The sequence below is a fragment of the Streptomyces sp. NBC_01264 genome, from assembly GCF_026340675.1.
In the GTDB taxonomy this organism is placed as follows: domain Bacteria; phylum Actinomycetota; class Actinomycetes; order Streptomycetales; family Streptomycetaceae; genus Streptomyces.
Map to the genome: position 1 here is coordinate 5,662,422 of NZ_JAPEOX010000001.1, position 12,090 is coordinate 5,674,511.

Sequence of the window (12,090 nt, forward strand, 5' to 3'; positions counted from 1 at the left end):
GCCGTCATGGCTTACGACGATCTCCGCTCGCTGCTCCGGGCCCTCGAGCGGGAGGGCGACCTCAAGCGCATCAAGGCCGAAGTGGACCCGTACCTAGAGGTCGGGGAGATCGTCGACAGAGTGAACAAGGCCGGCGGGCCCGCGCTGCTCTTCGAGAACGTCAAGGGCTCGGCGATGCCGCTGGCCATGAACGTCTTCGGGACCGACCGGCGCCTGCTGAAGGCCCTCGGGCTGAAGTCGTACGCCGAGATCAGCGAGAAGATCGGCGGCCTGCTCAAGCCCGAGCTGCCCCAGGGCTTCATCGGCGTCCGCGAGGCCTTCGGCAAGCTCGGCTCGATGGTGCACGTGCCGCCGAAGAAGGTGAAGGGCGAGTCCGCGCCCGTCCAGGAGGTCGTCCTCACCGGTGACGACGTGGACCTGGACCAGCTGCCGGCCCTCTTCACGTGGCCCAAGGACGGCGGGTCCTTCTTCAACCTCGGCCTGACGCACACCAAGCACCCGGAGACGGGTGTCCGCAACCTCGGCCTGTACCGCCTCCAGCGCCACGACAAGCGCACCATCGGCATGCACTGGCAGATCCACAAGGACAGCCGCAACCACTACGCGGTGGCCGCGGCGCGCGGCGAGCGGCTGCCGGTCGCGATCGCCTTCGGCTGCCCGCCGGCCGTGACGTACGCGTCGACGGCGCCGCTGCCCGGTGACATCGACGAGTACCTGTTCGCCGGGTTCGTGGCGGGCAAGCGGATCGAGATGGTGGACTGCAAGACGGTCCCGCTCCAGGTCCCGGCCCACGCCGAGGTGGTCATCGAGGGCTGGCTGGAGCCCGGGGAGACCCTCCCCGAGGGCCCCTTCGGCGACCACACGGGCTTCTACACCCCGCAGGAGCCGTTCCCCGCGCTGACGATCGACTGCGTGACGATGCGCAAGCGTCCGCTGATCCAGTCGATCGTCGTCGGCCGGCCGCCGACGGAGGACGGCCCGCTGGGCCGCGCGACGGAACGCTTCTTCCTCCCTTTGCTGAAGATCATCGTCCCGGACATCGTGGACTACCACCTCCCCGAGTCGGGCGGCTTCCACAACTGCGCGATCGTCTCGATCGACAAGAAGTACCCGAAGCACGCGCAGAAGGTCATGCACGCCATCTGGGGCGCGCACATGATGTCGCTGACCAAGCTGATCATCGTGGTGGACAAGGACTGCGACGTCCACGACCTCCACGAGGTCTCCTGGCGGGCGCTCGGCAATACGGACTACTCCCGCGACCTCACCGTCGTGGAGGGTCCGGTGGACCATCTGGACCACGCCTCCTACCAGCAGTTCTGGGGAGGCAAGGCGGGCATCGACGCCACGAAGAAGCTGCCGACGGAGGGTTACACCCGGGACGGCGGCTGGCCTGACATGGTCGAGTCCGACCCGGCTACCGCCGCACTGGTGGACAGCCGCTGGAAGGAGTACGGCCTGTGAGCGACATCGAGACGGGCGGCCCCGCCCTCTTCATCGGGACCGACACGGTCTACGTGGCCCTGGTCCGCCCGGAACTCGACCCGTCGGACCCCGGCGTCCGCGAGGCCGCCGGGCAGGCGGGCGTCTCGCCCGAGGAGTTCGCGGGCCCCGGCAACGTCTGGGCGCTGATGCTCGACGAGGACGGCGAGGGCGACGGCTTCGAGCTGCCCGGCGCGCGGGACATCGAGGCGGACGACTTCGCGGAGCAGCTCCAGCGCGCCCTGGTCGCGGGCGAGCCGTTCAGCGCGGAGGCCGGGAACTTCCTCCGCCTGGAGGCGAGCCCGTCTCCCACCACCTGGCGGCTGACCGCCCACGTCAACCCGCCCGAGGGCCACGACGCGGGCCCGTGGACCCTGGAGCTCGGCACGCTCCCCACGGCGGACCTGCTGGCCGACCTCGAAGACTTCCGCCGGAGCCTGGCGTGAGCCCGAGACTTCGGATCGGCAGTGACGAGGTCTGGGTCGCTCTGACCGCCCCCGAGCGGGCGGCCGACGGCTGGCGCGTCACCGCCGACTGGGGCGGCGAGTTCACCGCGGACTTCGAGGCGCACGTGGAGGCCGAGGAGGTCGCCGCGTTCGCGGAGCGCCTGCTGGTCCGCACGGGTGCCGCCGGGTACGCGGCCTTCCAGGCCGAGGTCAGCGAGAGCCGTGCCAACCCCTTGCGGTTGGCGGTGATACCGGTGGGCGACGGAGACATCGCGTTCGTCGCCCGGCTCACCCCGGTCGGCCACGACACGACCAATTACCTCGACATGGAGATAGGGCCGGTCCCGCTCGACGGGCTGCGGGCCGACCTCGAAGAGTTCCGGAGGGACCTCGTATGACATCCGCAGCTGAGGGCGTCCTCGGGTCCGGTCCCGCGCCGCAGGCCAACGGCAAGGTGAAGGCCTTCCTGCGGCTCGTGATGATCGAGCACTCGGTCTTCGCGCTGCCCTTCGCCTACATCGCCGCGCTCACCGCCATGTACACGCTCGACGAGCGGATGCACTGGACGAAGCTGCTGCTCGTCACCGTCTGCATGGTGGGTCTGCGCACCTTCGCGATGGCCGCGAACCGGATCATCGACCGGGAGATCGACGCGCGGAACCCGCGGACCGCCGGGCGCGAGCTGGTGACGGGCGCCGTCTCGGTCCGCTCCGCGTGGACCGGCGCCGGGATCGCCCTGGCCGTCTTCCTCGGCTCGGCGGCGCTGCTGAACCCGCTCTGCCTGATGCTGGCGCCGATCGCCGTCGTGCCGATGGTGGTGTACCCGTACGGGAAGCGGTTCACGAACTTCCCGCACGCCATCCTCGGCATCGCCCAGGCGATGGGCCCGGTCGGGGCCTGGATCGCGATCACCGGCGAATGGTCCTGGGACGCGGTGATCCTCGGCCTCGCGGTGGGCGTGTGGATCGGCGGCTTCGACCTGATCTTCGCCTGCCAGGACGTGGCCGCGGACCGCGCGGAGGGCGTCAAGTCCGTCCCGGCCCGCTTCGGCATCCCGGCCGCCCTGTGGGGCGCGCGCGGCGCGCACGTCGTGACCACGGCCCTGCTGGCCTGGTACGCGGTGGCGACGGACGCGGGCTGGCCGTTCTGGGCCGGCCTGCTGATCGTGGTCGGCGCCTTCCTCTACGAGCACACCATCGTGACCCCGCACGACCTGTCCCGCCTGAACCGCGCCTTCTTCACGGTGAACGGCTTCATCGGCATGGCCCTGTTCGTGTGCGCGCTGGCGGACCTGGTGGTCCGGGGGCTGTCGCTGTAGCTCGATCGTGTGTGCCCTGCCTGAACCGGCCGTTCGCAGCCTGCCCGGGTGGCTGGCGTGCGGCATACCATCGAGTGCATGGACAGGGAGGCCGACGTGAGCGTCTCGGAGACCGAGCGCCTGCACTCACAGCTCAGCCGGTTCGAGGACATGTTCCCCGGGTACCGGACGGAGATTGTCGAGGGCAACATCATGATGAGTCCGGTCAGGCCGTATCACAACGAGACGATCTGGGACGTACGGGACAATCTCAAGCCCCAGCTGCCGGCGGATTGGGCGCTCATCAGCGATGTGGCGGTGCCCATGGACGGCGACAACGAGTTCGGCCCGGACCTCGCGGTGATCCCGAAGGCAGAGTGGCGCAAGAACCTCACCGCCTACCCGCCGGACCTGATCGAGCTGGCCGTCGAGGTGGTCTCACCGAGCAGCATCCGCAACGACTACGAGGTCAAGAACCGGGCCTACGCGCGCGCCGGTATCCCTCACTACCTGATCTTCGACCCGTTCCGAGCGGAATGCGTGAAGCTCTGGAACCCCGGGCCCGAGGGATACCGGGGCCGGGACACCTTCCCGTACGGCGGGACGATCATCGTCCAGGCCGGAATCGGCAAGCTGATGATTGATACCGCCGACTTCCCCGTCGACCCCGGCGCCACCGCCTAGACCGCCGCCACCTCCGGCCGGGGCCGGGCCACCGCGGCCACCGCCGCGCCGGCCAGGAGGCCGAAGAGGTGGGCCTGCCAGCTGACCATCGAGTCCGTGGGGAGGGCTCCGGCCAGGAAGGTCGTGCCCCAGACGGCGGCGATGACGACGGCGACCGCGACGCCCAGGGGGCTGCGTTCCACGAAGCCGCGGACCAGCAGGTAGCCGAAGAGGCCGAAGATCAGGCCCGAGGCGCCCGCCGTGATGCTGTGGGGCGGGGAGATCAGCCAGACGGCGAAGCCGTCGGCCAGGACGATGGCCGCGCAGACGGCCAGGAAGCGGCCGATGCCGCTCAGCGCGGTGACGAAGCCGAGGACCAGCAGCGGGACGCTGTTGGAGGCCACGTGGTCGAAGCCGAAGTGCAGGAAGGGTGCCAGGGGTATCCCGCTCAGGCCGTCGGCCTCCCGCGCGGTGATCCCGTAGGAGTCCAGCGCGTGGCCGGTGGCGTAATCGACGGCCTCGATCAGCCAGAGCAGCGCCACCCAGCCCAGCATCAGCTTGGCGGCGGCCGCGGCCCGGCCGGTCAGGCTCCGGGCGAAGGAGCCCGTACCGCCCGGGTGTGTACTGCCTGCGCTCATGACGACCCCTCCGCCGTGTCCACCCCTTGAACGTGCGGACACCTTAGCCAGTGCCCCCCGTCGGTGGCCGGATAGTCTCGGAGGTATGACTGAGGGCAAGCGCACCCCGTGGGTGGTCGGGGTTTCCGGGGCGTCCGGGACGCCGTACGCGGCTGCCGTGATCCGCGGGCTGCTGGCGGCGGGCGAGAGCGTGGACCTGGTGGTGAGCCGGGCGTCCAGGCTGACCCTGCTGGACGAGACCGGGATCGCCTTCCGCGACGCGCACTGGCGGGGCGACCTGGGGGAGTGGCTGGAGCGGGGCGCCGACGGCAAGCCCGGAACCTTCGCGCGTCCGGACCTGGACGGCGTACGCCACTGGGCGGCGGGGGACCTGGCGGCCGGTCCGAGCAGCGGCTCGTACCCGGTCAAGGGGATGCTGATCGTGCCCGCGTCCACGGCCTGCGTGGCCGGGGTGGCGCTCGGGCTGTCGAAGGACCTGCTCCAGCGGGTCGCGAGCGTGACGCTCAAGGAGCGGCGCCGGCTGGTGGTGACGGTACGGGAGACCCCGCTGAGCGGGCAGACGCTGAAGCATCTGGTGAGCCTGGACGAGGCGGGCGCAGTGGTGCTGCCCGCCTCTCCGGCGTTCTACGCGGGTGCGACGCACATCCAGGATCTGGTGGACTTCGTCGCGGGGCGGGTGCTCGACGCGGCAGGTGTGCCGCACGGGCTGTACCGCCGGTGGGAAGGGGAGCTCGGGGGCTCCCGTCCTCCCGGGGAGGCGAGCGGTGGCGCTTAGCCCTTCTTGGCGCGCCTCGGCTTGCGGGTCTTGTCGACGCGGTGTGCGGCGGCGGGCTGGTCGGTGCGGGATCGGTTGGCCAGCTCCTGGAGCTGTCGCATGTGCGCGTAGGCCATCTCGATCGTGTACACGGTGAACCACTCCTGAAAATTGTCAGATCGTCGTTGATCTGTTGAAAGATTCACAGGGTGTCGACCCTGTGCGCCTTTGATTCTATACGTAAACTTGAGGGAATGCCGAATAATGGAAGGTTCCAGGTACATGGACGCGGTGGACAAGCAGCTCATCCAGGCACTTCGTGAGAACGGACGTGCCTCGTACGCCGAGTTGGGCCGGCTCGTGGGCCTCTCCGGCCCCAGCGTCACCGACCGGATCAACCGGCTGGAGACGGCCGGAGTCATCACCGGCTACCGCGCGACCGTGGACGCGGCCTCGCTCGGCCTCGGCGTCACGGCGCTGATCGGCATCTCGCTCTCCGACGCCGCGGACCACGAGGACGTGGCCCGCCGGCTGCGCGACCTCTCCGAGATCGAGGACTGCTGGTTCATCGCCGGCGACGACTCGTACATGCTCAAGGTCCGGGCCGGTGACGTGGACGGGCTGGAGCGGATCATCCGCAAGCTCTCCAGCACCAAGGGCGTCTCGCGCACGCGTACGACGATCGTGCTCTCCACCAAGTGGGAGAACCGGGTCGGGGGCCTGCCGGAAGAGGTCTGAGGGCGCTGAGAGTACGGTTGGGGCGCGGTTGTGGGGCACACGTACCGCGCGGATTCGAGGACAGATGGAGAGGACCGGCATGGACGCTGGGCTCAAGCGTGAGCTGGAGGACAAGGTTCGCTCCGGCGAGCGGCTGACCCGTGAGGACGGCATCGCCCTCTACGAGTCGGACGACCTGGCCTGGCTCGGCGGCCTCGCCCACGAGGTGCGCACGCGGAAGAACGGCGACGTCGTCCACTTCAACGTCAACCGTCACCTCAACATGACGAACGTGTGCACGGCCTCGTGCGCGTACTGCTCGTTCCAGCGCAAGCCGGGCGAGAAGGACGCGTACACGATGCGCATCGAGGAAGCCGTCCGCCTGGCCAAGACCATGGAGAACGAGAACCTCACCGAGCTGCACATCGTCAACGGCCTGCACCCCAGCCTGCCGTGGCGGTACTACCCGCGCTCCCTCTCCGCGCTGAAGGAGGCGCTGCCGAACGTCTCGCTGAAGGCGTTCACGGCGACCGAGATCCACCACTTCGAGACGATCTCCGGCATGTCGGCCTCCGACATCCTGGACGAGCTGATCGAGGCGGGCCTGGAATCGCTCACCGGCGGCGGCGCCGAGATCTTCGACTGGGAGGTCCGCCAGCACATCGTCGACCACAACACCCACTGGGAAGACTGGTCGCGCATCCACCGCCTGGCGCACTCCAAGGGCCTCAAGACCCCGGCGACGATGCTCTACGGGCACATCGAGGAGCCGCGCCACCGCGTGGACCACGTACTGCGGCTGCGCGAACTGCAGGACGAGACCGGCGGTTTCCAGGTCTTCATCCCGCTGCGCTACCAGCACGACTTCGTGGACATGAAGGACGGCAAGGTACGCAACAAGCTCCAGGCGCGTACGACGATGGCGACGGGCGCCGAGGCGCTGAAGACCTTCGCGGTCTCCCGCCTGCTCTTCGACAACGTCCCGCACGTGAAGGTCTTCTGGGTGATGCACGGCGTGCAGACCGCCCAGCTGGCCCTCCAGCACGGCGCGGACGACATGGACGGCTCGGTCGTCGAGTACAAGATCACGCACGACGCGGACAACTACGGCACCCCGAACAAGCTGGGCCGCGAGGACCTGCTGGAACTGATCCGCGAGGCGGGCTTCCGCCCGGTCGAGCGCAACACGCGCTACGAGATCATCCGCGAGTACCCCGGCGCGGACGCGGAACTCCGCGAGACGCCGCAGGCTATGCGGCTCTGACGGCTGACGGCTGACGGCTGACGGCTGACGGCTGACGCCTGACGGCTGACGCCTGACGTCTTGTGGGTCCCTGTGGGCCCTGGGCCCCGGTCCCCCTGTTGGGGGCCGGGGCCTTTTGCGCACCACGCCTAGTAATAGCTAAACTTGATCTATGACCCTTACTTTCATCTTCGACCCGGTCGTCGACCCCGCCCTGGTCGGGGAGTTCGCCGCGCTCTGGACCGACGTGTCCAACGCCGGCGGCGCGGTGGGCTTCGTGCCGCCCGTCACCGTCGAGGACATCCGCCCCGAACTGGACGGGCACCTCGCCGCGGCCTCCGAGGGCCGCAGCCGGCTGCTCGTCGGGCGGGACGCCGCCGGGCGGGTGCGCGCCACCGCCGTCATCGCGCTCAACCGGCAGCAGCTCGACGCGCACTGGGTCTGGGTCTACACCGTCATGGTCGACCCTGCCCTCCAGGGCCACGGCGCCGGCCGCGCGCTGATGGAGGCCGTCGCGGACGCCGCCCGCACGATGGAGGGCATCGAGGCGATCCGCCTCGGCTGCCGGGGCGGGATGGGCCTGGAACGCTTCTACGAGTCCTGCGGGTACAAGGAGGTCGGCCGCGTCCCCGGCGCCGTCCGCGTGGCCCCGGGCGACGACCGCGACGACATCACGATGCTCCTGCCGCTGCGCTGACCTGCGGGATCCCGCGGGTGTGGGGGCGCGGGGGATGCACCGTACCCGGACGATCCTGGCTGCTATGCGCTCAAGGACTGGGGCACCACCTACAAGGACGTGGTCGGCGGGCTCGACCTGTCCGGGACGGTAAGGCCGACCTGATCTTCCTGGGCGAGGAAGGCCGTGCCTGGCTGAACAAGGGCAACGGCAAGGGCGGCTTCGAGAACCGGACGCGGGTCGGCAAGGCCACGAACTGGACGAACGTCCGCATCTCCTGACGGCGCGGGTCCGGGGCGCCGGGCCGGGTGACCCCGGCGCCCTTGTCCGCCGTCCCGGCGTGCTTCACTGGACGGGCACGTACAGCCGTAGGACGACGAGAGAGAAGGGGTCACCGTGTCCCTCAAGCCGAGCGCGACGATCCGTTACACCGCGATGCGCCTGGGGATCTTCGTCGGATGCCTCGTCCTCGTCGCCGGTCTGGTCCGGCTGGGCTGGGTGCCCTCCGGGCTCGGTGACGCCAACCCCGCCTGGGTCGTGCTGCTCGCCCTCGTGCTCTCCGCTCCGCTCTCCTTCGTGCTGCTGCGCAAGCAGCGCGACGAGATGTCCGCGGTCATCGCCGGGCGCGTCGCGGGCGCGAAGGACAAGCTCGCCGCGAACCGCAGCCAGGAGGACGACGCGGTCGACGAGGCCGCGCGCGCCCGCTAGTACGGCACGGACCAGTTAGCTTCATCACACACCGAAATGCCTCGGCACCGGGCTCGCCGCCCGTGACGCCGGGGCTTTCGGTGTTTTTCGGTGTTCTTTCGGGGGGTCGCCGGGATGTGCGGCCCGCGGCGGCCCAGTTGACCCAAAGGAACCCTTTGGGATTCCCAAAGGTGAAGTGTTAGCGTGCTCAACATGTTGACGACAGCCGCGCACCAGATGACCCCGAGCGTTCCGCTCGTGGCGCGCCTGCACGTCGACCTCTGCCGCCGCGCGTCCGCGGCCTGTTGCTGTTGTCGCTGAATCCCGCGACCAGTTCCGCGACCAGCTCTGGCACAGCAGCGGTCCCGCCCGCCCGGCTCTTGGCTTTTCCGGGTGCTGCCGCACCGCACCACCACCCCACCGCAGAAACCGCAGAACCACCCGGAGAGTGTCCGTGTCCGCGTCACCGCAGACCCCTGCCGCCGAGGCCCCCGTAGAGGGCGCCCCGGCGAAGAAGTCCTCCTTCACGTTCCCCTTCTGGGCCCAGATCGTCACGGGCCTCGTGCTCGGCGTTCTGCTCGGCTGGGTCTCCCGCAGCCAGGAGATCAGCTGGCTCGGTACGACCCTGGAGCAGGTGGGCGACATATTCGTCCAGCTCCTGAAGCTGGCCGTCGCCCCGCTCGTCTTCTTCGCCATCCTGGTGTCGATCACCAACCTCCGGAAGGTGAACAACGCCGCGCGGCTCGCCTCGCGCACGCTGCTCTGGTTCATGATCACCTCGCTGATCGCGGTGGCCATCGGCCTCGCCATCGGCCTGCTCACCAACCCGGGCTCCGGCACCGGCCTCACCCCGCAGGACGGCAAGCTGCCGAAGCGCGAAGGGTCCTGGCTGGACTTCCTGACCGGCATCGTGCCGACCGACATCATCACGCCGTTCACCGAGCTGAACGTCCTGCAGATCGTCTTCCTCGCCGCCGTCGCTGGCATCGCCGCGCTCCAGCTCGGCACCAAGGCCCAGCCGGTGCTGAACCTCGCCGAGTCGGTGCTGGAACTGCTCCAGAAGGCCCTGTGGTGGGTCATCCGCCTCGCCCCGATCGGCACCGTCGGTCTGATCGGCACCGCGATCGCCACGTACGGCTGGGACCTGCTCGGCAAGTACGCCACCTTCACGGTGGACGTGTACGTCGGCTCCGCGCTCGTGATGTTCGGCGTCTACCCGCTGCTCCTGTGGACCGTCGCCAAGGTCAACCCGCTCCAGTTCTTCAAGGGCGCCTGGCCGGCCATCCAGCTGGCCTTCGTCTCCCGCTCCTCGGTCGGCACCATGCCGGTCACCCAGAAGGTCACCGAGCGCCTCGGCGTCCCGAAGGAGTACGCCTCCTTCGCCGTCCCGTTCGGCGCGACGACCAAGATGGACGGCTGCGCCGCGATCTACCCGGCGCTCGCCGCGATCTTCATCGCGCAGATCTTCGACGTGCAGCTCGGCATCACCGACTACCTGCTGATCGCCTTCGTCTCGGTCGTCGGCTCCGCCGCCACGGCCGGCCTGACGGGCGCCACGGTCATGCTGACCCTGACCCTCTCCACGCTGGGCCTCCCGCTGGAGGGCGTGGGCCTGCTGATGGCGATCGACCCGATCCTGGACATGATGCGCACCGCCACCAACGTGGCCGGCCAGGCGCTGGTCCCGGTCATCGTCGCGGCCCGCGAGGGAATCCTGGACAAGGTCGCCTACGCCACCGCCTCCTCCTCCCCGCTGGAGGACCGCTCCCCGGCCGTCGACACGGACGCGGACACGGACGTGGACGCCGACGCCGACCCGGCGAAGGTCCTCGTCACCGCCTGACCCCCCCCCACCACACACCCGCCGCAGCCCCCGCCCCCGTCCGGGCGGGGGCTGCGGTGTTCGCTCACGCCGTCAGGCAGTGGTCGAGGAGCGCGTGCATGCGGGGGACGGGGAGGGACGGGTTGGCCGCGGCGCCCTCCGCGGTGCGCAGATCGGCGAGGAGGGTTTCCAGGGACTCCGGTGTCAGGGCCGGGTTGGCGGCGGCTGCCCGGCGTACCGCGTCGTCGGGGTCCCCCAGCGGGGGTTCGGGCAGGGCGGGGTCGGCCGCGGCGAGGGCGCGTACCCCGGGGTCCGGGTGGCCGATGAGGTGGGTCAGTCCGGTGCGGGGGAACGCGGGCAGGGTCAGCAGGTGCGGACGGTGGGCCGGACGGGTCACGAAGACGTCCAGGAGGAGGTGCGGCGGAGCCAGCGGATGGTGACAGGCCAGCCGGATCCGGACCTCCTCGTCCTCGTCCCGTGCCAGGGTCCCGACGAGCTCCGCGGGCAGGCCGGGCCAGCTCGCCGCGACCCGGCGGAGCGCCGGTTCCCCGGACGCCGCGCAGGTGGCGTACCAGTCGGGCGACGGCCCGGGGGTCGGCTTCATGATCGGGCAGGTGCAGTCGAGGGAGTGCCCGAGGACCCAGTCGACCACCGCGAATTCGTCCCGGGTGCGGATCGAGGGCTGGAGGCGGGCACGCATCCGCACGTCCTCGTCCGGATCCCGCCTCAGCTCCGCCACCGCCTCCGGTCCCAGGTCGGGCCGGGCGGCGACCAGCCTGCGGATCCCGGCATCGGGGTGGCGGGCGAGCCGGGCGAGGGCGGCGGCCGGGGTGTGGCGGTTCCGGGCCAGCGGCTGCACCTCGTCGGCCGCGAAGCACCGCTCGACGACCGCGGGCGACAGGGCGCAGGTGCCGAGTACGGACCACGCGTAGCGTGTTCCGAGGGGCGGCAGCTCGGCCTCCACCGCCTCCGGGTCCAGTTGCCGGTTGCCGTCCCGCGCCGCCTTCCGCACCTTGGGGTCGGGGTCGTCGAGCAGGGCGGTGCGCTGCGCGGCGGTGAGCGACTGTCACTGGTGGGCGGCGTACAGACGGAGGGCGGGGTGGTCGTGACCGGCCATGTCCCGCGGGAAGGACAGCGGGACCTGGCGGGAGGACCAGAGCTCCCCGACGATGTCGTCTTCGGTGAGCCTGCCGTCCGCGCCTCCTTCCTCGGCGGTCAGGAAGGTGACGAGGATGTCCTCCGGCAGGGGCCGGACCCGCCGGGGCTTGGGCCGGACGCCGCCGGCGAGATCGGCGCGGACGAGTCCCGAAGGGTCCGACGCGAGGGGAGCGAGCCGTGCGGGGTCGACGTGCAGGTTACGGGCGAGGGCGCGGCGGATCCGCTCGACCGGGTGGTGCAGGGCCGCGTCGATGACGGTGCCGGGCAGGTCGCGGCCCTCGCACATCAGCAGGCCCACCTCACCGGCCGCTTCGTCCAGCAGACGCATCAGCACGTCGGCGGGGGCCGCCGCGTTGAAGGCGACGCCGCGCAGCCACAGTTCACGGAGGGAACGGAGAGAGGAGGACATCGCGTCATCCTGCCACCCCACCTCCTCGCCCGGGGATCAGGTGTGCGAGCCGGATAGGGTGCCCCGAAGCCGGGGACGGGGGATCGGGGACGGGGGAG

Annotated in this window: 16 protein-coding genes; 12 read left to right on the forward strand and 4 right to left on the reverse strand. The window is 70.4% G+C overall.

Annotated features, from left to right (window positions below; genetic code table 11):
- Window positions 1-6: 6 nt before the first annotated feature.
- From OG435_RS26545 to OG435_RS26565, 5 genes are all read left to right on the forward strand, one after another.
- Window positions 7-1,464: a menaquinone biosynthesis decarboxylase gene (locus tag OG435_RS26545; RefSeq protein ID WP_266880420.1), complete on the forward strand. Its 1,458-nt coding sequence runs from the start codon at window positions 7-9 to the stop codon at window positions 1,462-1,464.
- Complete coding sequence (locus tag OG435_RS26550; RefSeq protein WP_266880422.1) at window positions 1,461-1,928, forward strand: hypothetical protein; 468 nt, start codon at window positions 1,461-1,463, stop codon at window positions 1,926-1,928. The genes OG435_RS26545 and OG435_RS26550 overlap by 4 nt, the downstream gene beginning before the upstream one ends.
- Window positions 1,925-2,326 carry a hypothetical protein gene (locus OG435_RS26555; RefSeq protein WP_266880424.1) on the forward strand — a complete coding sequence of 134 codons (402 nt, stop codon included), beginning with the start codon at window positions 1,925-1,927 and terminating at the stop codon, window positions 2,324-2,326. The genes OG435_RS26550 and OG435_RS26555 overlap by 4 nt, the downstream gene beginning before the upstream one ends.
- Entirely contained in the window at window positions 2,323-3,246 is a 924-nt protein-coding gene (gene mqnP / locus OG435_RS26560) for a menaquinone biosynthesis prenyltransferase MqnP (RefSeq protein WP_266880426.1), read from the forward strand. The genes OG435_RS26555 and mqnP overlap by 4 nt, the downstream gene beginning before the upstream one ends.
- Before the next feature lie 78 nt (window positions 3,247-3,324).
- Window positions 3,325-3,909, forward strand: a complete 585-nt coding sequence (locus OG435_RS26565; protein WP_266880428.1) for a Uma2 family endonuclease — start codon at window positions 3,325-3,327, stop codon at window positions 3,907-3,909.
- Here OG435_RS26565 and OG435_RS26570 read toward each other — a convergent pair.
- Window positions 3,906-4,526, reverse strand: coding sequence for a rhomboid family intramembrane serine protease (locus tag OG435_RS26570; protein ID WP_266880430.1), 621 nt, complete (start codon window positions 4,524-4,526; stop codon window positions 3,906-3,908). The genes OG435_RS26565 and OG435_RS26570 overlap by 4 nt on opposite strands.
- 85 nt (window positions 4,527-4,611) lie before the next feature.
- On the opposite strand from OG435_RS26570, the gene OG435_RS26575 reads away from it, so the two are divergent.
- Window positions 4,612-5,301 (forward strand): UbiX family flavin prenyltransferase, encoded by a 690-nt coding sequence (locus OG435_RS26575; RefSeq protein ID WP_266880431.1) that lies wholly within the window; start codon window positions 4,612-4,614, stop codon window positions 5,299-5,301.
- Here OG435_RS26575 and OG435_RS26580 read toward each other — a convergent pair.
- Window positions 5,298-5,432 (reverse strand): hypothetical protein, encoded by a 135-nt coding sequence (locus OG435_RS26580; RefSeq protein WP_266880433.1) that lies wholly within the window; start codon window positions 5,430-5,432, stop codon window positions 5,298-5,300. The two genes, OG435_RS26575 and OG435_RS26580, sit on opposite strands and share 4 nt — an antisense overlap.
- 130 nt (window positions 5,433-5,562) lie before the next feature.
- Between OG435_RS26580 and OG435_RS26585 the strand changes: the two genes are divergently transcribed.
- From OG435_RS26585 to OG435_RS26605, 6 genes are all read left to right on the forward strand, one after another.
- Window positions 5,563-6,018, forward strand: coding sequence for an Lrp/AsnC family transcriptional regulator (locus OG435_RS26585; protein ID WP_266882113.1), 456 nt, complete (start codon window positions 5,563-5,565; stop codon window positions 6,016-6,018).
- A gap of 79 nt (window positions 6,019-6,097) precedes the next feature.
- Window positions 6,098-7,261 (forward strand): aminofutalosine synthase MqnE, encoded by a 1,164-nt coding sequence (gene mqnE, locus OG435_RS26590; RefSeq protein ID WP_266880434.1) that lies wholly within the window; start codon window positions 6,098-6,100, stop codon window positions 7,259-7,261.
- Window positions 7,262-7,412: 151 nt separating this feature from the next.
- Window positions 7,413-7,937, forward strand: a complete 525-nt coding sequence (locus OG435_RS26595; protein ID WP_266880435.1) for a GNAT family N-acetyltransferase — start codon at window positions 7,413-7,415, stop codon at window positions 7,935-7,937.
- A 414-nt stretch (window positions 7,938-8,351) separates the two neighbouring features.
- Window positions 8,352-8,624: a DUF4229 domain-containing protein gene (locus OG435_RS26600; RefSeq protein ID WP_430625779.1), complete on the forward strand. Its 273-nt coding sequence runs from the start codon at window positions 8,352-8,354 to the stop codon at window positions 8,622-8,624.
- Window positions 8,625-8,816: 192 nt separating this feature from the next.
- Entirely contained in the window at window positions 8,817-8,924 is a 108-nt protein-coding gene (locus OG435_RS50170; protein ID WP_323182336.1) for a putative leader peptide, read from the forward strand.
- Between the two features lie 127 nt (window positions 8,925-9,051).
- Window positions 9,052-10,446 carry a dicarboxylate/amino acid:cation symporter gene (locus tag OG435_RS26605; RefSeq protein ID WP_266880437.1) on the forward strand — a complete coding sequence of 465 codons (1,395 nt, stop codon included), beginning with the start codon at window positions 9,052-9,054 and terminating at the stop codon, window positions 10,444-10,446.
- A gap of 64 nt (window positions 10,447-10,510) precedes the next feature.
- Here the strand turns inward: OG435_RS26605 and OG435_RS26610 are convergent, their stop codons facing one another.
- Both OG435_RS26610 and OG435_RS26615 read right to left on the reverse strand, forming a co-directional pair.
- Window positions 10,511-11,437, reverse strand: coding sequence for a hypothetical protein (locus OG435_RS26610; protein ID WP_266880438.1), 927 nt, complete (start codon window positions 11,435-11,437; stop codon window positions 10,511-10,513).
- Window positions 11,438-11,491: 54 nt separating this feature from the next.
- Window positions 11,492-11,992, reverse strand: a complete 501-nt coding sequence (locus OG435_RS26615; RefSeq protein WP_266880439.1) for a hypothetical protein — start codon at window positions 11,990-11,992, stop codon at window positions 11,492-11,494.
- Between the last annotated feature and the right edge of the window lie 98 nt (window positions 11,993-12,090).